Source organism: Sinorhizobium sp. B11, from assembly GCA_039725955.1.
Taxonomy (GTDB): domain Bacteria; phylum Pseudomonadota; class Alphaproteobacteria; order Rhizobiales; family Rhizobiaceae; genus Rhizobium.
Genome location: CP091034.1, coordinates 3,059,364 through 3,083,029 on the forward strand (window position 1 = coordinate 3,059,364; position 23,666 = coordinate 3,083,029).

21 protein-coding genes and 1 other RNA gene are annotated in these 23,666 nt (G+C 60.2%); 11 read left to right on the forward strand and 11 right to left on the reverse strand.

The genetic code is table 11. From position 1 onward, the window contains the following. Nucleotides 1-5 precede the first annotated feature (5 nt). The 6 genes from mraZ to LVY75_25280 all read right to left on the reverse strand — a co-directional run bounded on the left by mraZ (nucleotide 6) and on the right by LVY75_25280 (nucleotide 4,927). A complete protein-coding gene (gene mraZ, locus LVY75_25255) occupies nucleotides 6-443 on the reverse strand; it encodes a division/cell wall cluster transcriptional repressor MraZ (protein XAZ22104.1) in 438 nt (145 codons plus the stop codon). Between the two features lie 429 nt (nucleotides 444-872). Continuing rightward, an RNA gene (rnpB, locus tag LVY75_25260) (RNase P RNA component class A) lies at nucleotides 873-1,266 on the reverse strand. 57 nt (nucleotides 1,267-1,323) lie between these two features. Further along, a complete protein-coding gene (locus LVY75_25265) occupies nucleotides 1,324-2,499 on the reverse strand; it encodes an FAD-dependent oxidoreductase (GenBank protein ID XAZ22105.1) in 1,176 nt (391 codons plus the stop codon). Nucleotides 2,500-2,580: 81 nt separating this feature from the next. Beyond that, nucleotides 2,581-3,198, reverse strand: a complete 618-nt coding sequence (locus LVY75_25270) for a lytic transglycosylase domain-containing protein (protein XAZ22106.1) — start codon at nucleotides 3,196-3,198, stop codon at nucleotides 2,581-2,583. 263 nt (nucleotides 3,199-3,461) lie between these two features. Beyond that, nucleotides 3,462-4,223, reverse strand: coding sequence for an N-acetylmuramoyl-L-alanine amidase (locus LVY75_25275; protein ID XAZ22107.1), 762 nt, complete (start codon nucleotides 4,221-4,223; stop codon nucleotides 3,462-3,464). Continuing rightward, nucleotides 4,220-4,927 (reverse strand): DnaJ family molecular chaperone, encoded by a 708-nt coding sequence (locus LVY75_25280; protein XAZ22108.1) that lies wholly within the window; start codon nucleotides 4,925-4,927, stop codon nucleotides 4,220-4,222. Before LVY75_25280 ends, LVY75_25275 begins: the two co-directional genes overlap by 4 nt. A 429-nt stretch (nucleotides 4,928-5,356) precedes the next feature. On the opposite strand from LVY75_25280, the gene LVY75_25285 reads away from it, so the two are divergent. From LVY75_25285 to LVY75_25295, 3 genes are all read left to right on the forward strand, one after another. Beyond that, nucleotides 5,357-6,568 carry a pyrophosphate--fructose-6-phosphate 1-phosphotransferase gene (locus LVY75_25285; GenBank protein XAZ22109.1) on the forward strand — a complete coding sequence of 404 codons (1,212 nt, stop codon included), beginning with the start codon at nucleotides 5,357-5,359 and terminating at the stop codon, nucleotides 6,566-6,568. 57 nt (nucleotides 6,569-6,625) lie between these two features. Further along, nucleotides 6,626-7,261, forward strand: coding sequence for a LysE family translocator (locus tag LVY75_25290; protein XAZ22110.1), 636 nt, complete (start codon nucleotides 6,626-6,628; stop codon nucleotides 7,259-7,261). A gap of 321 nt (nucleotides 7,262-7,582) precedes the next feature. Next, complete coding sequence (locus tag LVY75_25295) at nucleotides 7,583-8,551, forward strand: transglycosylase SLT domain-containing protein (GenBank protein ID XAZ22111.1); 969 nt, start codon at nucleotides 7,583-7,585, stop codon at nucleotides 8,549-8,551. Between the two features lie 37 nt (nucleotides 8,552-8,588). On the opposite strand, the gene LVY75_25300 is transcribed toward LVY75_25295, so the two are convergent. Next, a complete protein-coding gene (locus LVY75_25300; GenBank protein ID XAZ22112.1) occupies nucleotides 8,589-9,980 on the reverse strand; it encodes a beta-lactamase family protein in 1,392 nt (463 codons plus the stop codon). 196 nt (nucleotides 9,981-10,176) lie between these two features. On the opposite strand from LVY75_25300, the gene LVY75_25305 reads away from it, so the two are divergent. From LVY75_25305 to LVY75_25325, 5 genes are all read left to right on the forward strand, one after another. Continuing rightward, nucleotides 10,177-11,421 carry a DUF3419 family protein gene (locus tag LVY75_25305; protein XAZ22113.1) on the forward strand — a complete coding sequence of 415 codons (1,245 nt, stop codon included), beginning with the start codon at nucleotides 10,177-10,179 and terminating at the stop codon, nucleotides 11,419-11,421. Beyond that, complete coding sequence (locus LVY75_25310; GenBank protein XAZ22114.1) at nucleotides 11,418-12,089, forward strand: class I SAM-dependent methyltransferase; 672 nt, start codon at nucleotides 11,418-11,420, stop codon at nucleotides 12,087-12,089. Before LVY75_25305 ends, LVY75_25310 begins: the two co-directional genes overlap by 4 nt. A 120-nt stretch (nucleotides 12,090-12,209) precedes the next feature. Then, nucleotides 12,210-13,007: a glycoside hydrolase family 25 protein gene (locus LVY75_25315; GenBank protein XAZ22115.1), complete on the forward strand. Its 798-nt coding sequence runs from the start codon at nucleotides 12,210-12,212 to the stop codon at nucleotides 13,005-13,007. 83 nt (nucleotides 13,008-13,090) lie between these two features. Beyond that, a complete protein-coding gene (locus tag LVY75_25320) occupies nucleotides 13,091-14,317 on the forward strand; it encodes a lytic murein transglycosylase (GenBank protein ID XAZ22116.1) in 1,227 nt (408 codons plus the stop codon). Between the two features lie 94 nt (nucleotides 14,318-14,411). Next, on the forward strand, nucleotides 14,412-15,317 hold the full coding sequence (locus LVY75_25325; GenBank protein XAZ22117.1) for a DMT family transporter: 906 nt from the start codon (nucleotides 14,412-14,414) through the stop codon (nucleotides 15,315-15,317). Between the two features lie 424 nt (nucleotides 15,318-15,741). Here the strand turns inward: LVY75_25325 and metF are convergent, their stop codons facing one another. The 4 genes from metF to LVY75_25345 all read right to left on the reverse strand — a co-directional run bounded on the left by metF (nucleotide 15,742) and on the right by LVY75_25345 (nucleotide 20,340). Continuing rightward, nucleotides 15,742-16,644 (reverse strand): methylenetetrahydrofolate reductase [NAD(P)H], encoded by a 903-nt coding sequence (gene metF, locus LVY75_25330; GenBank protein ID XAZ22118.1) that lies wholly within the window; start codon nucleotides 16,642-16,644, stop codon nucleotides 15,742-15,744. Further along, on the reverse strand, nucleotides 16,645-17,670 hold the full coding sequence (locus LVY75_25335) for a metalloregulator ArsR/SmtB family transcription factor (GenBank protein XAZ22119.1): 1,026 nt from the start codon (nucleotides 17,668-17,670) through the stop codon (nucleotides 16,645-16,647). A 174-nt stretch (nucleotides 17,671-17,844) separates the two neighbouring features. Beyond that, nucleotides 17,845-19,494: an energy-dependent translational throttle protein EttA gene (gene ettA, locus LVY75_25340; GenBank protein ID XAZ22120.1), complete on the reverse strand. Its 1,650-nt coding sequence runs from the start codon at nucleotides 19,492-19,494 to the stop codon at nucleotides 17,845-17,847. 108 nt (nucleotides 19,495-19,602) lie between these two features. Continuing rightward, nucleotides 19,603-20,340, reverse strand: a complete 738-nt coding sequence (locus tag LVY75_25345; protein ID XAZ22121.1) for a ribonuclease — start codon at nucleotides 20,338-20,340, stop codon at nucleotides 19,603-19,605. A gap of 169 nt (nucleotides 20,341-20,509) precedes the next feature. Here LVY75_25345 and LVY75_25350 point away from each other — a divergent pair, with 169 nt between their 5' ends. From LVY75_25350 to LVY75_25360, 3 genes are read left to right on the forward strand one after another with little or no spacing between them, the layout of a single operon-like run. Next, nucleotides 20,510-21,454, forward strand: coding sequence for an alpha/beta hydrolase (locus tag LVY75_25350; protein XAZ22122.1), 945 nt, complete (start codon nucleotides 20,510-20,512; stop codon nucleotides 21,452-21,454). Nucleotide 21,455: 1 nt separating this feature from the next. Beyond that, on the forward strand, nucleotides 21,456-22,412 hold the full coding sequence (locus tag LVY75_25355) for a DMT family transporter (GenBank protein XAZ22123.1): 957 nt from the start codon (nucleotides 21,456-21,458) through the stop codon (nucleotides 22,410-22,412). A gap of 45 nt (nucleotides 22,413-22,457) precedes the next feature. Beyond that, complete coding sequence (locus LVY75_25360) at nucleotides 22,458-23,657, forward strand: CoA transferase (protein XAZ22124.1); 1,200 nt, start codon at nucleotides 22,458-22,460, stop codon at nucleotides 23,655-23,657. Nucleotides 23,658-23,666 lie beyond the last annotated feature (9 nt).

Sequence of the window (23,666 nt, forward strand, 5' to 3'; positions counted from 1 at the left end):
TCCTCTCAGGAACGCTTGCCCGCCAGCTTGCGCTCCCCTCGTGCCTGCGCCTGCGCGGCCGCGAATGCTTGCGGCTGCCAGAGCTGAAAGTGATCCGCCCGACCCACGAAGGTCACCTCGTCCGAAACGCCGGTGAAGTCGCGAATGAAATCCGTGACCATCAACCGCCCCTCGGCGTCGAGCTTCATGAAGACCCCGCCCCCATGAATGAGAAGCGACATCTCGCTTGCCTCCGGCGAAAACGGATCTTCCGCCGCAATCTGCCGCTCGAACCTCTCCAGAAGATCCGGGCCGCCGACGCTGATCGCCGGAAACACAAAATCCTGGAAGCAGTAAAGCTCCGGGATATTGCGCTGCGCCAGCACGGAACGAAACGCCGCCGGCACAGAAACCCGGCCCTTGGTATCGATCCTGTTGGTCGCATTCGAAAGGAAGCGGCTCATGACACGAAACATCCGTTTCCGAAAGAGCCCGGAAAGCATTTTGCCGCCCGAAACCCCTTAAGTCAGGCACAGCTTCGCAAGCCGGAAGAACCAGGATCCTCCCGACGCTTCCGGTCCGGAAGGCGCCTTTGCTTTGCGATGAATGGGCAGATGATTGCCCTGATGCAGTGCGCATTTGGGATAGCATGGGACCATATGGGCGTCAATGGGATGAGCCCCTTTTAAGGTGGGCGCAGTATCGAACATTTATAAGCTGTTAAGTTTAACAAAGGGTTAGGAAAGCGATTCTCCGACGCCGCCTGAAGTACCGCAGCCGAACGAGAAAATCGGCCGCGCAAGACCCGTGAGACCTCGCCTCGGTTTCAGGCATTTCAATGACTTGTCAGGAAAGAAATCGGATTTTGCGGCAATGGAAACGCCGCGGTGTTAATCGCCAGTTGGCCTGTAAGCCGGGTTCTGTATGGCTCCGGCGAACCGGAACGTGGCAGCCATTCATCTGGGACAGCGCTTGCACGCTGCCTCACGCAACCCACCCGGATGACTGACCCAGAAACAGGCCGGAAGGCTTTCGCCAACCGCGTCATCCCTATTCGGTTTTGCTCCCGGTGGGGTTTACCGTGCCATATCCGTTGCCGGAGATGCGGTGGGCTCTTACCCCACCCTTTCACCCTTACCTGTCATGACAGGCGGTTTGCTTTCTGTGGCACTTTCCCTGAGGTCGCCCTCGCCGGACGTTATCCGGCACCGTGTTTCCGTGGAGCCCGGACTTTCCTCACCCTACCGCCTTTCGGCATTGGTAAAGCGCGGCTGCCCGGCCAACTGGCAGGGGCTCCCTTAAACGAGGAAGCCCGCAAAAGCCAACGAAATATCGGGGGCAGGCTTAACGGAAATAAGGTGCGAAATCCGTGGCGTAGCCCTGATCCTTGATTCCGCCTGCCAGAATGAGCTCGGCCCCCAGCCTGCCGATCTCGTCGGAGCTCTTGGCTGACGTTCCCATGCAGCCGGTCAGAACAGCGATATGCGGCGAAGCGGTATAGCCGATCATCGGGTAGCGGCTCCTGGTATAGGAGACGACGCAGGATGCACTGGAAATGGACCGCGCCTCGAGTTCGGGCAATATGCGTGCGACAATGCTCTTGAAGTGTTCGCGGGCAACCTCCCTCCCGTCGGTGCGGAACCAGGCACGCATGTCCTTGTCGTTGTTCAGCACGAGATTGTCCGGATCACCACCGATCTTCAGATAGATCTTGCCATCGGAGTAACGGATTGGCGGCAGCAGATAGATATCGATGCCGGGTGCATCGAGGATTAGCGACGGCATGCCGGCAAAGCGGTGTGCATCCTCTTCCGCCACCTCGAAAAGGGTCACGGTGCGCCCGTAAACCGTCATATCAACGGATTGCGGCAAGAGATTCTGCGAAATGGAAAAACCACCGGCCGCAAGCAGCACTTTCTCGGCTCGCCAAACCTCGCCGCCATCAGTCGTGACGACAGCCACCCCACCCTCCTCCCGGATCGAGGTGGCGTGATCGCGGATGACAGTCGCACCTGCCTTTTCCAAGAGCAGCGACTGCGCCTTTACCAGCTTGCGCGGACTGATATGGCCTGCGCCCTTTGCTTGGAAAATGCCGGTGCTGCCGGCAGGAAAATCAAAGTAGGGAAATTGCCTCCTCAGCCCGGCTTCCTCGAAAGAAGCCGTGTCGACACCGAGCGAGGTTGCAGCCCGTCGCGTGGCGGCAAGATAATCGCTGGCCGGAGGCCCCACAGCGAGGCAGCCGGCTTGCGTATAGAAATCAACGCCACTTTCTTCGGCAATCTCGCCATAGCGGGCGATGGAGCGGTTGGCGAGCAAGGCCCAGTCGCGGTCCGGATCGATGGTGCGGGTGATGCGGCCTTCGTCATAGTGACTGGCGAAGACGCCTTCATGCGCCTTGCGGTCTTCAGGCTCATCCGGGCCGATGACGGCAACGCCGTCGGTCCGGCGGGCCAGATATTTTGCGGCCGCGGCACCCATCATGCCGCGGCCGATAACGATGAACCTGAAGTCGACTGCCATATCTCACCTCTTTTGGAGGTAGCGATAGCATGGCAATCGCCGTGAAGCATCAAGCTCCTGTCAGAGACGGGCGCCTGCGGTTCAGAGCATCGCAAGAACCTTGCCGCAATAGGATTTGGAGACAGGGTTCATGCGCGTCGCGCCGTGGCCGGCATTGTACTTGAGGATGGTATTGCAGGTCTGCCCACCACCGAGATCATGGGCGGCCGCCAGGTACTTCATGCCGTACTTGATGTTGGTTTCCGGATCGAACAGGCCCTTGGCGCTGCCGGAATAGCCCATCATGCGGGCTGTTGCCGGCTTGATCTGCATCAGGCCGATCTCGCCGTGGGTACCGCGCGCCATCGGATTGAAATTGCTTTCGACACGGATGACGGCAGTCGCAAGAGCCACCGGCACATCATATTGATTGGCATATTTGCTGATCAGTGCGGAATAGGAATCGCCGGAAACTTCGGCGACGGGATAGCCGCTCTGGCGCTCGACCGTCTTCAGCGGACGCTGCGCTTTCTTCTGCACGCGCTGCGCCGTCTTCTGCGGGCGTTCTTTCTCGTGCACGCGCTCCGCAGTCTTCTGCGGACGCTCGATTTTCTTCACAGGCGCATCGGCCCGCACACCCCAGTCATTCGCAAAGGCAAAGCTATTTCCTGCCAGCACCATGCCAACGCATGCTGCAGCAACAACAATCAGTTTTCTCATGTAGTCTTGATCACTCCGACCCAAAGAATTACCGGACTGCGCGCCTCGCGGTCCTGATGTATTCCTGACCAATAACTGATCAGGCCTCGCAGCAATTCTTATCGTTTCACATGACGCCTTCGATTTAGCTTGGGAACAACCATCGGCGTCGCTTAGCGGAAGCCCTTAGACCATCGCAATGAGGAGATAATAGGGAAATGATGTGGCAGTCCGAATTTCGCGCCCAAACATGGAAAATCGGTAATGTTGGAAACAGTGAAAAATCAGGAGTAACGCGGCAGCGCCGAGAGCAGGCGATGCAGCGTGTCGATCGTCGAGAAATCGGCGATTCCGTCCACCTGTTCGGGGCGGAAATGCCGCTGGAAGGCCTCCACGTCACCCGCCGTCCTATCACTGAATTCGCCCGTGATCTCAGTGCCGTAACCATAAAGCGAGAGCATGGATTGCAGCGCCTCGATCGGTTGCCCGCGGTCACCGCGCTGGAAGAAGCGGCCGCCGGTAATAGCGGCCGGTTCCACCCAATGGCCGACGCCAGCCTCGTAGAGTTCGCGCCAGGGGAATTTTTCGCCGGGATCGACCTTGCGAACGGGGGCGACATCGGAGTGCCCAAGCACCCTTTCAGGCACGATTGACCAGCGATCGCCGCAATCACGACATAATTCGATCACGGCAGCAATCTGCTCATTCGGGTAATCTGGAAGCCCGCCCGGATGGCCGGCATTGGCGATCTCGATGCCGATCGACCGCGAATTGATATCCGTCTCGCCGTGCCAGAAGCTCTTGCCCGCATGCCACGCGCGGCGGCTCTCCGGCACGAGTTGCAGGACCTCACCGTCAGGCTGCACGAAATAATGGCTGGAAACCTGGCTTTCATCCCGACAGAGCCAGTCGAGCGCTCCTTCAGCGCTCGGCATGCCGGTATAATGCAGCAGGATCATATCGGGTTTTTGGCCATCGGCACGTTCGCCATGGTTCGGCGAAGGCTGGACGCGCGCTCGGCTGTAATCGGCCTCGAATGAGGTCATGCGGCGCGGCGTTCCTTTTCGATCGCCGCATAAGCGTCGTTCAGCGCTGCCATCCGTTCATTGGCAATCGCATGAAACTCTTCCGGCACGCCGCGCGAGATCAGCCGATCCGGATGATGCTCGCTGACGAGCACATGGTAGTGGCGGCGGATGGTCGGGAAATCGTCTGCCGGCGAAACGCCGAGAACCTTGTAGGGGTCGCGCCCATCGGAGACGTGGCGGGCGGCGATCTGATCGAAGCGGGCGTCGCTCATCTGGAAGATTTCCGCGATATGGCGCAGGAAATACATTTCATTCTCGTGGATCAGCCCGTCCGCCTTGGCAATATGGAACAGGCCATCGAGCACGTCTTCCAGAACCGGGCAATTGGCAGCGCAGGTCGAGCAGAGCGTCGACAGCTTGGCCGCATAGGCTTCGTAACCGGCAACGTCCTGGCGGGCGAGATTATAGAGGCGCGCGACATTCTTTGCTTCGCTCGGCGGAAACTCGAAAATATCGCGGAAAGCCTGAACTTCCTTTTCGCTGACAATGCCATCGGCTTTTGCCATCTTGGCCGAAAGCGCGATGACGGCTACGGAAAAGGCGACCTTGCGGCGCGTCTCCGGATCGCCTTCGAAAACTGTTCGAATAGCCTCGACCACCGCAAAGAGCGCATTGCCCGCGGTATTGCCAATGGCATTCACCAGTTTTTCCCAGAAAGACATCGTCATCTTCTCGCAATGCAGCAAGTTCTAGAAGAAACACCTTGACCAAATAATCGTTGCCATTGCAAGGCGGCTATTGGTCGTAGGTTTGAAAACAGTTTTCACAATTCGGTAATTGTCGCTGATCCCGCGACCATCCGCTGTGTCCGCTATTTTCTGTATTATTCGCACAACGCCCGGCGATTTCCACAACACTTATGGATAGGTGGACCGGCATTGAACCGATTATATCGACGGTTCCGGCACCTGCACTGCAGAATGGTCCGTTTTTCGTAAATTCTTTACTTTACAGGGCACTTTCCCTGCCGCATCCATGCGTTACCGGAAGCATGTCGCGCAAAAACGTGCAGCGGTTTGCGATACCGGCATGCGTAAAACAGAGACTTGAGCCGCCGCAATCGCGCGCATCGGGCGCCAAAGGAGGGATCTATGGCCAAACAGAAAGTCGCAATGCTGACCGCCGGAGGCCTGGCGCCCTGCCTCTCATCCGCCGTCGGCGGCCTGATCGAGCGCTATAGCGACATCGCACCCGATATCGAACTCATCGCCTACAAGTCCGGCTATCAGGGCGTGCTGCTCGGCGACAGCGTTGTGATCGCCAAGGAGATGCGGGAGAAGGCGCCGCTCCTGCACCGTTATGGCGGTTCGCCGATCGGCAACAGCCGCGTGAAGCTCACCAATGCTGCAGACTGCGTGAAGCGTGGCCTTGTCAAGGAAGGCGAAAATCCACTGCGGGTCGCCGCCGAACGTCTTGCCAATGACGGCGTCACCATTCTGCACACGATCGGCGGCGACGATACCAACACGACCGCCGCCGATCTCGCCGCCTATCTCTCGGCCAATGGCTATGACCTGACGGTCGTCGGCCTGCCGAAGACCGTCGACAACGACGTCGTGCCGATCCGCCAGTCGCTCGGCGCCTGGACGGCGGCCGAAGTCGGCGCCCATTTCTTCGACAATGTCAGCAACGAACAGACCGCCGCACCGCGCACGCTCGTCATCCACGAGGTCATGGGCCGCCACTGTGGCTGGCTGACGGCTGCGACCGCCCGTGCCTACCTGCAGCGCACCAAGGGCAACGAATATGTCGACGGCCTGATGATGAACGCGCATATGAAGAGCATCGACGCCGTCTACCTGCCGGAAATGGCCTTCGACCTTGATGCCGAAGCCGCGCGCCTGAAGGAGATCATGGACAGGACCGGCCATGCCACCGTCTTCGTTTCGGAAGGCGCCTGCCTCGACGCCATCGTCGCCGAGCGCGAAGCCGCGGGCGAGACGGTCAAGCGCGATGCCTTCGGCCACGTGAAGATCGACACGATCAATGTCGGCGCCTGGTTCCAGAAACAGTTCGCGAGCCTGCTCGACGCCGAGCGCTCTCTCGTCCAGAAATCCGGCTATTTCGCCCGCTCCGCACCGGCAAACGGCGAAGATCTGCGGCTGATCCAGAGCATGGTCGACCTCGCCGTCGAAAGCGCCCTCAACAAGATTTCGGGTGTAACCGGCCATGATGAAGCGCAGAACGGCAAGTTGCGCACAATAGAATTTCCCCGCATCAAGGGTGGCAAGCCGTTTGATCTTTCAACTGCATGGTTTGGTGAAGTAATGAACCAGATCGGGCAAAAATACACCGGGGCATGATTGACGGATGGCTAATATGATGTCTTTGCTTGTTCTCTAGGAATAGGAGGAGATTCCATGTCGCTTGAAGCTTGGCTCGCTTTTGCAGCCGCATCCGCCATCATGCTGGCCATACCGGGACCGACCATTCTTCTGGTCGTTTCCTATGCGCTTGGTCATGGCCGGAAAACGGCGCTGGCGACCGTTTCAGGCGTGGCTCTCGGCGATTTCACGGCCATGACGGCATCGCTTTTCGGATTGGGCGCCCTGCTCGCCGCATCCGCGACGCTGTTTACCGTGCTGAAGTGGGTCGGCGGCGCCTACCTCATCTGGCTCGGAATCAAGCTCTGGCGGGCACCGATCATTGGCGAGCACATCGCTGACAACGATAACCTGCCGGAAGAAAAGTCCTTGCGGATCTTCCTGCATGCCTACGTGGTGACGGCGCTGAATCCGAAGAGCATCGTCTTCTTCGTCGCCTTCGTACCGCAGTTCCTCAACCCTGCCCTTCCCTTCTTTGATCAGATGCTGATCATGGAAGCGACCTTCCTCGTGCTCGCCACCATCAATGCCTCCTGTTACGCCCTTGCCGCTCACGCCGCCCGCGGCCTGATTCGCAAGGCGAGCGTGCAGCGTGCTGTTAACCGCACCGGCGGCACTCTGCTCATCGCAGCAGGCGCCGTAACCGCCGGGTATCGCCGTATTGCAGCTTAGAGCCTTTCCCGGTCAGATTGCAGCATTCTGCCGGAGCAGGTTTTCGACAGGGCAAGATGCCCGGCCCTTCGGGTTGGCTGAATCGGGCCGCCTGATCGACCGGCCGGCTTGGCCGTAGATCTGGGCTACGACGCGCGCCTGCCGGTCGACCATCCAACTCCGTTTGAGCCAACAGAATGCTGCAATCGGACCGGGAAAGGCTCTAATAATTTTCCGTGGTTGCTGGAAAGCCACGAATAGGTTAATGGCTATCCCCGGGCTTAAGGTATTTGATAACTTTTAAGACGCTGCCGGGGCGGCGCGATTCACGAAAGTGAGAGAATGGTAGCGATCGGATTTTCCGGCCTGAAACGCAGTCTCGTGGTCTCGACCATGCTCTGCGGCGTCATTTCCGGATGCGCGAGCGTTGAATATACCTCTCAGGCGGAACTGACCGCCGCACAGACCGTGATTCCCATGCCGAAGCCGGGTGAAGACGCAACGCTGGCTGCTATCCCGACTGCCGAAGGCGCAACTGCTCCGGCCGTCGCCACGCTCAATCCGCAGGCAGCAACTGCCGCACCTGTTCTGACCGCAGCAGCCATGCCGAATGTGGTCTCCCCCGTTCAGCAGCAGGCCGGCGATTTCGCCATGCAGAGCGGCGTACAGCAGGTTGCCGTCAATGGCTATGCTCCGATCCAGCTGACACCAGAGATGACGGCAATCCAGTCCGTCATTCCGACGCCGCGTCCGGGCTCGCCCGCAAGCCCCTCCACACAGCTTGCCTTCGCTGCAACGACACCGCAGAACGGCGCGCTCGCAGCGCTTGCCGCCGTCGATACCACGCCGCGCTTCGCCATGGACTACGGCTTTGACGAATCCGGCCCGATCGATCCGCCGGCCGCTCCGCCGATGTTCAGCGATGACGACGGCGACGATGCTCCGACCGTCGAAAAGAGCCTCGTCAGCAAGCTCATCAGCAAATATTCCAAGCTTTACGCAATTCCGGAATCGCTGCTCCACCGCGTCGTCCATCGCGAGAGCCGCTACAATTCCAAGGCCTATAACAAGCGCGGCTACTTCGGTCTCATGCAGATCAAGTACAACACCGCAAAGTCGATGGGTTACGACGGTAATCCCGCCGGCCTTTTCGATGCCGAAACCAATATCAAATATGCAGGCAAGTACCTGCAGGGCGCCTGGCAGGTTGCCGACAGGAAGGAAGACGACGCCGTTCGTCTTTACGCCCGCGGTTACTATTATGACGCCAAGCGCAAGGGCATGACCGACATCGCCCAGGGCAATTACTGATCGTCCAATAATTGATACAGACTGTCTGTGACGGGCCTCAGCCGGCTTTCGCCGCCTGAAGCGTATTGAGGATTTCCTTCAGCACGATCTGCGGCCTGTAGCGCAGCCAGCTCGGGGTCAGTCCCATGCGAACGAAGACGAGATTTGCCGAGGGAACGATTGCCATCGTCTGGCCGTCATGCCCCTGCAGCCAGAACGTATCCTGAGGCAGGCCGAATTCCGCGCTCGTGCCGCCGCCAGGTCCGGCAAGCCAGGCCTGGCCTTGCGTATATTTGCCCCCCGAACTTGCTGTCGGTGTCCGCATCGTCGCAACAAAGCCTTCCGGCAGAAGCCTCTGTCCGTTCCACACACCGTCCTGCAGCAGGAACTGGCCGAAACGTGCCCAGTCATGCGCCGTGGCATAAATATAGGAACTGCCGGTAAACGTCCCGCGCTCATCGGCTTCGAAGACCGCGCTCGTCATGCCGAGCGGAGAAAACAGCGCATCGCGGGGATAATCGAAGGCTGCCCGCGGATCACCGACCTTATCCATCCAGATACGGGACAGAAGCACCGCCGTTCCACTGGAATAATGGAAATCCGTACCCGGCGCGGCCACCAGAGGTGCGCCCGCCGGCAGGGAAACCATATCGGGGTCGAGATAGAGCATGCGCGTCACATCGGCGACGGCGCCATAATCTTCGTTGAAGGCGAGCCCACTTTCCATGCCGAGCAGGTCGGAGAGTTTGATGTCTCCGCGCGAATCACTCGCCCATTGCGGCAGGAGATGTGTGTCATCGAAGGAGATCTTGCCTGACAGCATCAGCCGGCCGATCAGCGCCGCATTCACGGTCTTCGTCATCGACCAGCCGATGAGCGGCGTATCGACGCCGAAACCCGGCCCATAATTCTCGGCAATAACGCGGCCATCCTGGATGACGACCATCGCCCGCATGGCAGGCCCGGCAAGCGCGGCATCGGCCAGAAGGGCGGCGACCTTGGCATTGCCTGTCGCAGGATCGACACCCTCACCGTCCGGCCATGATGCATCGTTCGCCCCCGCCCGCAGCGCCGGCGCCAGTGGCACGGCTCTGGCGGCGGCATCGAAATTGCCGTCAGGCACACTCGTGCAGCCGAGAGCGCCGCGATAAAGCGCGTAGCTTGGCGCAAACAGGCCCATGAAACGCGAAGTCACCCGCCCGCCGTCGCGGTCGATCTCGACGCGCATCAGCCTGAGCAACGGATTTCCTGGTGCCTGGACATCATCGTGGAGAACTGTGTCGGGATCGCGCCCCGCGATGAAGACATTGGAGCAGACGATCTTGGCGGCATAGCCATTACCCACCTTCAGGAGTTCCGGCGGAGCTATGGAGAGCCACGCGACTGCGCCTACGGCGACGAGAATGACGAGCAGGGCCAAGCCCTTGAAGATACGCGGAACAACTCGCATGCAATCCTCCACGGAAGGGAGAGAAGCAGGAAACGCTCCCCGCGAAAAGGGCGAAGCGAAAAGAAGTGTTTCAATCGCCTTCAATTTTCGCTGAGGTCTTCGCGGAGCGCCGTTGAAACCCTGGCCCACAGGGCGCGTCATCAAACTGTAGCAGAGGCGGGTTACACGCCCTGAACGCTAAAAAGGTGACAGACTCATGTCGGAATTTGCACCGGATACCGGCTTCCGCAAGAACCGGAAACTCAAGGCAGCGCTTCTCCGCCACAAGGCTTTTTCCAAGGACGGCTTCTCGGAGCGTCTCTTCGGCATGCTCTTCTCGGGCCTCGTCTATCCGCAGATCTGGGAAGACCCGGACCTCGACATGCAGGCAATGGACCTGAAGCCCAATCACCGCATCGTCACGATCGGTTCCGGCGGCTGCAACATGCTGGCCTACCTCTCCAAGGCGCCGGCTTCGATCGACGTTGTCGACCTCAATCCGCACCACATCGCGCTGAACAGGCTGAAGCTTGCGGCCTTCAAGAACCTGCCAGGCCATTCTGATCTCGTCCGTTTCCTGGCCATGCCGAACGAGAAGTCGAACAGCCGGGTTTTCGACCGCTATCTGTCATCCAATCTCGACGATACGACGCGCGCCTACTGGAACACCCGCAAGTTCGGCCGCCGCCGCGTCACGGTCTTCGATCGCAACATCTATGAAACCGGCCTGCTCGGCCGCTTCATCGGCGCCGCCCACCTTCTTGCCCGACTGCATGGCGTAAAGCTGCAGGAAATGATCAAGGCCCGTACGATCCGCGAGCAGCGCCAGTTCTTCGACGACCAGATCGCTCCCCTCTTCGAAAAGCCCATCGTTCGCTGGATCACCAACCGCAAGAGCTCGCTTTTCGGCCTTGGCATTCCGCCGCAGCAATATGACGAGCTGGCAAGTCTTGCCGCCGACAATTCCATCGCGCCGGTTCTGAAGCACCGCCTTGAAAAACTCGCCTGCCATTTCCCCATGCGCGACAACTACTTCGCCTGGCAGGCTTTCGCACGCCGCTATGCGGATGGCGAGGAAGGCCCGCTCCCGACCTATCTGAAGCCCGAGCATTACGACGTGATCCGCGCCAATGTCGACCGCGTCAACGTCCATCATGCAAGCTTCACCGAGCTTCTGGCCGGCGAACCCGCTGCCTCGCGCGACCGTTACATCCTGCTCGACGCACAGGACTGGATGACCGACCAGCAGCTCAACGATGTCTGGCGCGAGATTACCCGCACCGCCCGCGACGGCGCCCGCGTGATCTTCCGCACGGCGGCCGAAAAGAGCATCATCGAAGGCCGCCTCGCCCCTGTAATCCGCGACCAGTGGCACTATTTCGAAGAGCAGTCACGTGAAATGACCAGCCAGGACCGCTCGGCAATCTACGGCGGCTTCCATATCTACGGGAAGAAGGCGTGAGCAAAGTCAGCGAGATGACCGTCAAGAGCGAGGAACATGCCGACCTGATGGACGGCATGTATCGCTACCAGCGCCATTTCTACGATCTCACCCGCAAATACTATCTTCTCGGCCGCGACCGTACGATCCGCAACCTCGACGTTCCCCAGGGCGGCACGCTGCTTGAAGTCGGCTGCGGAACCGGTCGCAACATGGCGCTCGCCCACAAGCATTTTCCGACGGCCAAGCTCTACGGTCTCGATATTTCCCAGGAAATGCTGATCTCCGCCCGCAAGACCTTCGCCACCAAGGCGACGATACCGGATTTCCGGGTCGCGGATGCCACGGCCTATACGCCGCGCGAATTCGGCGCTGCCGGTTTCGACCGCATTCTGATTTCCTACGCGCTGTCGATGATCCCGGATTGGGAACGCGCGGTGGATGCGTCGATCGCCGCGCTCAATCCCGGCGGCCAGTTGCACATCGTCGATTTCGGCCAGCAGGAAGGCCTGCCTGCCTGGTTCCGCCGCCTGCTGCAGGCATGGCTCGCCAAGTTCCACGTCACACCGCGCTCCAATCTGCGCGAGGTTCTGGAAGCGCAGGCAGCTGAAAACAGCGCGACATTGTCGTTCGATAGGATCGGCGGCGGTTATGCGTGGCGAGCCGCTATTATCAGCAAGCGCTCATAATTCGCTTGTAAATAACTAATTTTTTACGTTGATATTAGAAAAGAGGGTTATACCCTCTGCTGGGCGCGTGTATTCGAAGGTCAGGCTGTGGGGCAGATCCATCATCACGACGGGACATTCATGCGTCGGCTTCTGTTTTGCGTCGTGCCGCTTGCCCTGCTGCTCGCCGGTTGCAGCTCCACGGGTTACGATTACCTCGAGACCGCTTCCATAAAGCCGAAGACCCGCTTCAAGGATACCGATCCGCAGGATTTCGGCCCCAAGCGCCCGCAGCAAAACGCAGTCCACGGCATCGACATCTCCAAATGGCAGGGCGATATCGACTGGCAGACGGTGCGCAAATCAGGCGTTGCCTTTGCCTTCATCAAGGCGACCGAAGGCAAGGACAGGATCGACCCGCGCTTCGACGAATATTGGCGCGAGGCAGCTGCGTCAGGCATTCCGCATGCGCCCTATCACTTCTATTATTTCTGCTCCTCCGCCGACGACCAGGCCGACTGGTTCATCCGTAACGTCCCGAAGGAATCGATGCGCCTGCCGCCGGTGCTGGATGTTGAGTGGAATGCAGAATCGAAGACCTGCCGCTTCCGCCCCGATCCGGCCACGGTGCGATCCGAAATGCAGCGCTTCATGAATCGCCTGGAAGCCTATTACGGCAAGCGGCCGATCATCTATACCTCTGTCGATTTTCACCGCGAGAACCTCGCCGGCTATTTCCAGGACTATCATTTCTGGGTCCGCTCCACCGCCAAACATCCCGACGTGACCTATGCCGACCGCCGCTGGGCCTTCTGGCAATATACGTCGACGGGCGTCATCCCCGGCATCCGGGGTCCGACGGATATCAATGTCTTCGCCGGTTCTGCGAAAAACTGGAACAACTGGGTGGCTGACGTTTCCAAGGATAGAAATTCTTAGTAACGTACCCTAATCTTTCTTGCTTCCGTCACATTCCTCTGGGAAAGCGACGGAATTCCATGTGTTTTTACGAGGATCATTTCATGCACCGCTCGCTTAAAGGCCGCTCTGCACTTGCCCTTCTGTTTGCCTGCGCCATTGCAACAGGCGCTGCCGCCCAGCAGGCTCCGAATGCGGCAGCTTCGGCCCCTGCAGCACCCTGCGGCGGCGATCTCTCTGCCTTCCTCGAGGGCGTCAAGAAGGACGCAATTGCAGCCGGTGCCAGCGCCGAAGCTGCAGACCAGGCGCTCGCCGGTGCTCAGATCGACCCCAAGGTTCTGAGCCGCGACCGCGCCCAGGGCGTCTTCCGCCAGACCTTCCTGGAATTCTCGCAGCGCACCGTTAGTCAGGCACGCCTCGACATCGGCCGCCAGAAGATGAAGCAATACGCCGATGTCTTTGCCCGTGCCGAGCAGGAATTCGGCGTTCCCGCCGGCATCATCACCGCCTTCTGGGCGATGGAAACGGATTTTGGCGCCGTGCAGGGCGATTTCAACACCCGCAACGCGCTGGTGACGCTCTCGCATGACTGCCGCCGGCCGGAGCTCTTCCGCCCGCAGCTGATCTCCCTCATCGAGATGGTGCAGCACGGCGACCTCGACCCGCAGACCAATACAGGCGCCTGGGCCGGCGAAATCGGCCAGGTCCAGATGCTGCCGCGCGATATCATCGCTTATGGCATGGACGGCGACGGCGACGGCCATGTTCGCCTCAAGCAGAGCAGCCCGGACGCGATCCTGACGGCTGCCAAGTTCATCCAACATCTTGGTTTCGAGCGCGGCCAGCCCTGGCTGCAGGAAGTCACCGTGCCGGATAATCTTCCCTGGGAAAAATCGGGCCTCGGCGGCACGATGACGGCAGGCGAATGGTTCAACCTCGGCGTCAAGCCGCGCGACGGCAACACTGCCTTTGCCAATCTCGAAGGCGATCTCGTGCTGCCGCAGGGCCGCCTCGGGCCGGCCTTCATCGCCTATCCCAATTTCAAGATCTATCTGGAATGGAACAAGTCGTTCATCTACACGACGTCGGCCGCCTATTTCGCGACCCGCCTCTCCGGTGCCCCGACCTATCAGAAGGGTACGCCGGAACAGGGCCTGTCCAACGAAGAGATGAAACAGCTGCAGACCAAGCTCGACTCGCTCGGCCATGACGTCGGCGAAATCGACGGCATCCTCGGCTCCGGCACCCGTGTCGCGATCCAGAAGGAACAGCAGCGCCTAGGCATGCCGGCAGACGGCTGGGCCACCCCCACCCTGCTCAACGCGCTCTGAGTAACGAGACGACCTCCTGCCACCCGGCCGCATGAATCGGGTGGCGGTCTCCTGCCGATCGGATATCAGTACTCCAACATCGGGAGGCATCGGCATGGAACAGAGAATGACCGCATTGACCTGGGGCCTGCTTGCCCTGCTCGGTCTCATCTGGGGCGGCTCCTTCTTCTTCGCGCGCATTGCCGTCATCGAGGTGCCGCCGCTCACGCTCGTCTTCCTGCGCCTTTCGATTGCAGCCCTTGCGCTGCATATCTATATCGCCGGCCGTTTCGGCATCTACCCGCTCTTGAGGAGCCGCTGGCGCGAATTCCTCGTCCTCGGCATCCTCAACAACGCCCTGCCTCATGCGCTGATATTCTTCGGCCAGACGCGCATCGGCGCCGGCCTCGCCTCCATTCTCAATGCCACGACGCCGATCTGGACGGTGTTGATCGCCAATTACCTGACATCGGATGAGAAGCTCTCTTCGGCCAAGATCATCGGCTGCCTGACCGGCCTGCTCGGCACGGCCGTGCTGATCGGCCCCAGTGTCGCCGCTCGTGGCGATCTGCCAGTGTGGGCACTGCTTCTGCCGGTGATCGCCGCAATCTCCTACGGATTTGCTGCAACCTACGGCAAGCGGTTCCGGGGCATCGCACCGCCGGTTATTGCCGCCGGGCAGATGACGGCCTCCTCGCTGGTCGCGTTGCCGCTATCGCTCGTCATGGATCACCCCTGGACGCTCGCCATCCCATCGGGCAACGCGATCGCCGCGATCCTGGCAATCGCCCTCCTGTCGACGGCCCTGGGCTATATTCTCTATTTCCGCATCATGGCAGTAGCGGGCGCGACCAATACGTCGCTGGTGACACTGCTCGTACCCCCGAGCGCGATCCTCCTCGGCTTCCTGTTCCTTGGGGAACGGCTGGAGACAACCGAGATCGCCGGCATGGCGCTGATCGGCCTCGGGCTAATCATACTCGATGGGCGCATCTATAGCCGCTCACGCGCCCTCGCCTGAAAGGACTATGCTGCAGCGCGCCATTCTTCCGCCAAAAGCATGAATCCCGATGCGCGGTATGTAACAAAGTGTTAAATTTTGAGAGCGTGATTTTCCGATTAAATTTCAGAAACTTACCGGATCGGCTCTAGACTTATCCACTGCCCTCTTCGGCAGTGCAGCACAAGAAGCGCTTCCCAACTAACACATTTCCGACATATTATTAGCTGGTTAACGCGAGGAGGCAGACATGGGACTTACGCAATCCTTGAATGTCCTGTTGGTCAGTGCAGCGTTCGCATTCGTCGTATCCATGCTCTTCATTTGAGCGGGTGCGAAGCGTAAAGACTGAAATACCGAACTCCTGAAACAATCAGCCCCAGATATTGAAAAGCGCATGCCCCGCCCGGCATGCGCTTTTCCTTTGCCACGGGCGACTGTCGGATCAGGCGGCCGCCCCGGCGCTTCTGGCCGTCTGGCGCGAGAGGCCGAGATTGTCTAGAACGGCAGAGACCAGCGGAGCGCGGTTCATCGTATAAAGATGGAATTCGTGCAGACCGCGACGCACGAGATCTTCGATCTGCTCGGCTGCGACATCGGCGGCAACCTTGGCCCGCTCCTCCGGCTTCTCCTCATACCCGTCAAAGCGCTCGTCGAGGAAGGCCGGGATGATCGTGCCGCAGGCGCCGGCAAAGCGCTTCAGCTGCGTCAGGTTCTGGATCGGCATGATACCAGGTACGACAGGGATCTTGACGCCGGCCGCACGCACCTTTTCAAGGTAGCGCTCGAAATTGTCATTGTCGAAGAAGAACTGCGTCAGAGCGCGATCGGCGCCATTGTCGGCCTTCCGCTTCAGCATCTCGATATCGGCCGCCTGGTCGCGGCTTTCAGGGTGCTTTTCCGGATAGGCCGAGACGGAGATCTCGAAATCGCCGATCTGCTTGAGGCCGGCCACCAGTTCGGCTGCGTTGGCGTAACCACCCGGATGCGGCTGGTACGGCGCACCAACGCCGCCAGGCGCATCACCGCGCAGTGCCACGAAGTGCGTAACGCCTGCCTTGCGGAAGCTGTCGACCACCTGATGCGTCTCTTCCTTGGTGGCGCTGACGCAGGTCAGGTGCGAGGCTGTTGCAAGCGGTGTGTCGGTCAGGAAGCGCGTGACCGTGGAAAGCGTCGGCGCCTTGGTGGTGCCGCCGGCACCATAGGTCACGGATACGAATTCCGGGTTCCAGTCCTGCAGCTCGCGGACCGTGTTCCAGAGCTGGCCCTCCATCTCCTCGGACTTCGGCGGGAAGAACTCGAAGGAGATCGCGATATCGCGGCGGCGAGCGTCGTTGTTCTGGGTCATTTATTCTCTCCCGGCAAATGTAGGTATGGCGCCTTCGCTCTCCAGCGAGGCCATCAGGCGCCTCGGGTCGCGCGCGAGCCAGATCGTGACCGTGAGGCCCTTCTCGCCCTGCTGACCCGGATGAAGATCGACGACCTGCTCGACATCCAGCCCCGCCTTGCGCACCCATTCCGACATGGCCTGATGCGAGAAGCCGAGACGGACATGGGCATGCTCGTCGCGAAGATATTCAAGGCCGTGCGGCGCCAGGTCGATGATGACAAGGCGACCGCCCGGCCGCAGCATGCGCGCAGCTTCGGTGATCGCGATCTCGGGCTGGTCGAAAAAATGCAGCACCTGGTGGATCGTCACCAGATCGAAGTCCTGCCCCTCGAAAGGCAGATTGAGGATATCGGCGTGGCGTACCGAAGCCGTGGTGATGCGGGACTTGTCGAGATTGGCGCGTGCCACACTCAGCATGTCGCGGCTGGCATCGACGCCAATTGCCCGGCGATAGCGGCCGGAGAGAAGCTCCAGCATGCGGCCGGTGCCGGTGCCGAGATCGAGCAGGGAATCGATCGGATTGCTGCCGAGCAGCTTGATGACGGCGGCATCCACCTCTTCATCCGCCGCATGCAGGCGGCGAAGCTCGTCCCATTCGGCAGCGTTACGGCTGAAATAGGCCTGCGCACGCTCGGCGCGGTGGCGTTTGACGGAGGCAAGACGCTCGCCGTCCCGCTGTACGACCGGATCGTTTTCGGAGACATGCTTCAGGAGGTTACGCACCAGCGCTGCGGCCTTGCCCTCATGCGCCAGCCGGAAATAGGCCCAGGCGCCCTCCTGATAGCGATCGATGAGCTCTGCCTCGCCGAGCAGCTTCAGGTGCCGCGAGATGCGGGGTTGGGATTGGCCCAGGATTTCCGTAAGATCGGTAACGGTGAGATCACCTGCCGCCAGCAGCGCCAGCAGCCGCAGGCGCGTCGGTTCGCCGGCCGCCTTCAAGACGTCCACCAGCGCATCCAGTCCAAGCCTCAGGGGTTCGCTCATATTCTACCCAATCAAGATATAAAGATATCTTTATGTGATTTGGGCAGCTGAGGCAAGCGGCATTTCACCGAATTGCGAACTTGCCTGTGCTGATCGCGCCAACAGAAGGGAAGATCGCGAGGCATCAAAAAAGCCCCGGAACAGCCGGGGCTTTTGAAAGCGGTGAAGAACCGATCAGCGCGTCAGGCGCTTGTGAGCCTGGCTGCCCGGGTTCAAGGCATCAGGGCCGAGGCGGCGAACCTTGTCCTGCTCGTAGTCCTCGAAGTTGCCTTCGAACCATTCGACATGGCCCTCGCCTTCAAAGGCGAGGATGTGTGTCGCCAGACGGTCGAGGAACATGCGATCGTGGCTGATGATGATGGCGCAACCGGCAAATGCTTCCAGCGCGCTTTCCAGCGCACCGAGCGTTTCCGTGTCGAGGTCGTTGGTCGGTTCGTCGAGCAGCAGCACGTTGCCGCCGGCCTTCAGCATCTTGGCAAGGTGAACGCGGTTGCGCTGACCACCCGAGAGATTGCCGACCTTCTGCTGCTGATCACCGCCCTTGAAGTTGAAGGCGCCGCAATAGGCACGCGAATTCATGTCGAACTTGCCGAGCTTGATGATTTCGGCGCCGCCGGAGATTTCCTCCCAGACGGTCTTGTTGCCGTCGAGCGCGTCGCGGCTCTGGTCGACATAACCGAGATGTACGGTTTCGCCGATGCGGACCGAACCGGCATCCGGCTTTTCCTGACCGGTGATCATCTTGAACAGCGTCGTCTTGCCGGCGCCGTTCGGACCGATGATACCGACGATGCCGCCCGGCGGCAGCTTGATCGACAGATCGTTGATCAGCGTGCGGCCTTCGAAGCCCTTGGTGATGCCTTCCATCTCGATGACGACCTGGCCGAGGCGTTCGCTGACCGGGATGATGATCTGCGCGTCGCCCGGACGCTGCTTTTCGGCGGCCTCAACCAGCTGCTCGTAGGACTTGATACGCGCCTTCGACTTGGCCTGACGGGCCTTCGGGCTGGAAGCAATCCATTCCTGTTCGCGGCTGATCGCCTTCTGGCGGCCGGCTTCTTCGCGGTTTTCCTGCAGCATGCGCTTAGCCTTCGCCTGCAGGTAGGCCGAGTAGTTGCCTTCGTAGGGAATGCCGCGGCCGCGGTCGAGTTCGAGGATCCAGCCGGTAACGTTGTCCAGGAAGTAGCGGTCGTGGGTAATCATCATCACGGCGCCCGGATAGTCGCGCAGGTGCTTTTCGAGCCAGGCGATGGTTTCGGCGTCCAGATGGTTGGTCGGTTCGTCGAGCAGCAGCAGGTCCGGCTGCGAGAGCAGAAGGCGGCAGAGCGCGATACGACGGCGTTCACCACCCGACAGGCTGGTGACTTCGGCGTCGCGCGGCGGGCAGCGCAGCGCTTCCATCGCCATCTCGACCTGGCTTTCCAGATCCCAGAGATTCTGGCTGTCGATGATGTCCTGAAGCTTGGCGCCCTCTTCCGCCGTCTCGTCGGAATAGTTCATCATCAGTTCGTTGTAGCGATCGACGATCGCCGTCTTGGAAGCAACGCCTTCCATGACGTTTTCGAACACCGTCTTGTTCGGATCGAGCTTCGGCTCCTGCTCCAGGTAGCCGACCGTCGCACCTTCGGCGAGCCAGGCTTCGCCAGTATATTCCTTGTCCTGGCCGGCAATGATGCGCAGCACAGTGGACTTACCGGCGCCGTTCGGGCCGAGAATACCGATCTTTGCATCGGGATAGAAGGAAAGATGGATGTTCTCGAGGATCTTCTTATTGCCATAGGCCTTGTTGAGGCCGGACATATGATAGATGAACTGACGTGCCATGCTGGGATGCTCCGGGCGGAAACTTGAAATCGTGGCCGCTATGTAGGCGAAACCACGCCCGCGGGCAACGCCGAAACCCTGTTTCGTCAGGATTTCGGCATGTTTCCGTCAGAAGCCGGCTGCATCCACAAGGCCTTCGTCACAGCCGAAGGACGTCTGCCCTGCCCCTTGGATCAGCCCACCGAGACCCTTCTCCTTCGCTTGGGCCGAAACGGCATCCTGCGAAAGTCCGATCGTCAGTTCGCTGATCACGCGCTTGTTGCCGACGCGCCGGCAGCTCATCTTCACGCGGTCGCTGGCACCGGCCCCAAAGCTCTTGTCGAAAGCCGCCTTGATCGCTTCGGATTTCAGCGTCTTGCCGACATTGGCGGCAAAGAGATCGCGCACGGCCGAAGCATTGAGATCGCCCATCAGGTGGATAGCAGTCGCAAAATAATCATCGGCACTCATCTTGGTGCACGTGCCGTGTTTGATCCATTCATGTCGTTCGAGCCCGGATTGCGTGCCGGGCATTGCCTTGTCGAGAGCGGTCTTCGTCTCGGCCGTAAGGTCTACTGCCGGCAGGTCCGTCCACTGGCCGTCCTTGTCGGCGGCCTTCTGCTCGGCAGGCACGCCGCAATAATCCTGGCGCATCGGCCACAGACCGTGGAGAGAAAAGTTGGTGGCATCATAGCGCTCGCCGCTCTGCGTGGCGCATTCGGCCTTCTTCTGATTGGTCTGGCAGAATGCCGGCTGCCAGCTTGCGGCGAGAATGAAGCGCGTTCGCCCGCTTTCTTCGGCGGATACGGAGCCGACAGACGACAGCGAGAGGAACAGGATGGAAACCGAGAGTAGAAACTTGACCATTATTAGCCCCGAAATAGTTCCGACAAAGAACAATACAAGAACAAACAAGCACGAAGCCGTGACTTGCGCAACCCTGAATCGCAGCAGGAAGCACGCTTTCTCGTGTATGAGCGACGCCGCAATATTGCATTTGCCTTGATATCTGGTCTTTTGGGCCCGGGAGGAATGCATGTTTTCCGAGACATTGCGGCTTCAAAACGCCGGGGCTTCGCTTGCCTGCCACTACCAGCCTGCAGAAGGACGAGTGCAAGCTATCCTGATGATTTCACACGGGCTTGCCGAACATTCGCGTCGCTACCAGCGCTTTGCCGAGGCCATGGCGGCAAGAGGCTATCACGTTTATGCGCATGACCATCGCGGCCATGGCGAGACAACCGCATCCGATGCGCCGCTCGGCCGCTTTGCGAGACGCAACGGCATCGAACACGTCGTCAGCGATATCGCCGCCGTGCACAGCTTCGCCACGGGCCGTCACCCCGGCCTGCCCGTCATTCTGTTCGGCCACTCGATGGGCGGCCTGATCGCACTCAATGCCGCAGCCGATCTTGCCGGCCGTTTCGCCGCCGTCGCCATCTGGAATTCGAATTTCGCCGTCGGCCTTTCCGGCCGCGCCGCGCAGGCGATCCTGCTTGCCGAGCGCGCGCTGAAGGGCTCCGACGTGCCGAGTGACATGCTGCCAAGGTTGACATTTTCCGCCTGGGGCAAGTCCGTCCCCAATCATCGGACGGAGTTCGACTGGCTGTCGCGCGATCCGGCCGAGGTCGATGCCTATATCGCCGATCCGCTTTGCGGTTTCGATGCTTCGGTATCGCTGTGGTTGGACGTCTTCGCCCTCACCTTCCGCGGCATCGCGAAGGAACAACTCGCCAGACTGCCGAAGGACATACCGATCCACCTGGTCGGCGGTGGAAAGGACCCGGCTACCAACAATGGAAAAGCTGTGCTCTGGCTGTCAGAGCGTTTGAAAAGCCAGGGCTTCTCCCGTATCAGCACTGAGATATATCAGGACATGCGGCATGAGACGCTGAACGAAATCGGCGCCGGCGCGGCAATAGCGGATTTGGCCGACTGGTGCGACGAGGCGATCCGCAACGGTCCGGAGCGAAAGGACTGAGATGACAAGCCCGAGCTATACTCCCCATCAAGCCTCCTCCGAAGTGACCTTCGGCCTGCTTTTCATGCTGCTCTCGGTGCTGATTTCGCCGCTGATCGACATCTTCTCGAAGCTCGCAACGGCAACGATCTCGTCCACCGAGGTCGCCGCCTTCCGCTTTGTCATCCAGTCGCTCACCATGCTGCCTATCGTCTTTCTCCGCGGCGCCAAGATCCAGTTCTCACTGAAGCAGAGCTGGTATCATGCAATCCGCGGCGCCATGGTCACGACGTCGATGATAAGCTTCGTCACCACGCTGAAGGTCATGGCGGTTGCCGATGCGATCGCCATCTTCTTCGTCGAGCCGATCATTCTGACGATCCTCGGCAGCATCTTCCTGAAGGAGACCATCGGCTGGCGCCGCTACAGCGCCTGCGCCGTCGGCTTCCTCGGCGCCATGCTGATCATCCAGCCGAGCTTCGAAGAGGTCGGCTATATCGCGCTTCTTCCTGTCGTCAGCGCCTTCTGTATCGCCGTCTTCGCGCTGATGACACGCGTGCTCTCGCACCGGGAAGATCCCTGGGCCATGCAGTTCCAGACCGGCCTCTGGGGCATCTTCTTCTGCGCCGTCATCCTGTTCTTCGGTTATGGCAGCGGTTCCAACATCATCGACATCACCATGCCCGATCTCCCCGCCTTCGGCTACCTGCTGGGTACGGGCATCGCCGCCGCCATCACCGGCATCCTCGCCGCCTATGCCTATCGCGCCGCACCGGCTTCGACGCTGGCACCGCTGCAATATCTGGAAATCGTTTCGGCCACCGCCTTTGCCTGGCTGGTCTTCGGCGATTTCCCGGATGCACTGAAATGGCTCGGCATCCTCATCGTCATCGCGTCGGGCCTCTACATCATCTGGCGTGAGCAGCGCTTTGCTTCCAAACCCGTATCCGATACATCTGAGGCAACGCGGGCGCCCTGAAATCCGACAGCCATGGGAGAAGCCCGGGAGGAAACTGGGAGGAACATGACGCAGGACGAAAAGAAGAGGCCGCCGCTTGCGGGCATCCGGGTCATCGAACTCGCACGCGTGCTTGCCGGCCCCTGGGCCGGACAGATGCTGGCTGATCTCGGCGCCGACGTGATCAAGGTGGAAAACCCCGACGGCGGTGACGACACCAGACATTGGGGGCCGCCCTTCGTCGAAGGAGCGGATGGCGAAAATCTCTCGGCCGCCTATTACCATTCCACCAATCGCGGCAAGCGATCCATCACCGCCGATCTCAAGAGCGAGGAAGGCCAGTCGCTGGTGCGCCGCCTCGTCGCCACCGCCGATGTGCTGATCGAGAATTTCAAGCTCGGTGGCCTCGTCAAATATGGGCTCGACTATGACAGCCTGAGAGCGATCAATCCCCGTCTCGTCTACTGCTCCATCACCGGCTTCGGCCAGACCGGCCCCTATGCCAATCTCGCCGGCTACGATTATATCGTTCAGGGCATGTCAGGCTTCATGTCGATCACCGGCGAGCGGGATGGCCAGCCCATGAAAGCGGGGGTGGCAATCGCCGATATCTTCACCGGCATCTATGCAGTCTCGGCGATCGAAGCCGCCCTCATCCATGCGCTGAAGACGGGTGAGGGCCAGTTGATCGACATGGCGCTGCTCGATGTGCAATCGGCAGTGCTTGCCAACCAGAACATGAATTACCTGGTCTCCGGCCGCGCGCCCGTGCGGCTCGGCAACGCCCACCCGAATATCTCGCCCTATGAAGTCGTGCCGACGACTGACGGCTATCTCATCCTTGCCGTCGGCAATGACGGTCAGTTCCGCCGGCTTTGCACCATCCTCGGCCTCGTCATCGGCGATGACGAGAATTTCGCGACAAACAAGGCACGCGTTGCCAATAGAGACGCGGTGCGCCGGATTGTCTCGACCGAAACGCTGAAATGGCAAAAAGCCGATCTCCTGAAAGCCTGCGAAGACAATGCCGTTCCGGCAGGCGCCATCAACACGATCGAGGAAATGTTCGCCGATCCGCAGATTGCCGCGCGCGGCCTGCGCATCGACCTGCCGGATGCCGCAGGCACGGTGATCCCGGGTGTACGCACGCCGGTTGTTCTGTCGGAAACGCCACTGCGTTACGAACGGCCTAGCCCGCGGCTCGGCGAGCACAATGAAGAGATCCTGGCCGAACTTCTGCAACGGGAGAGGAAGACATCGCCATGAGGAGAATGG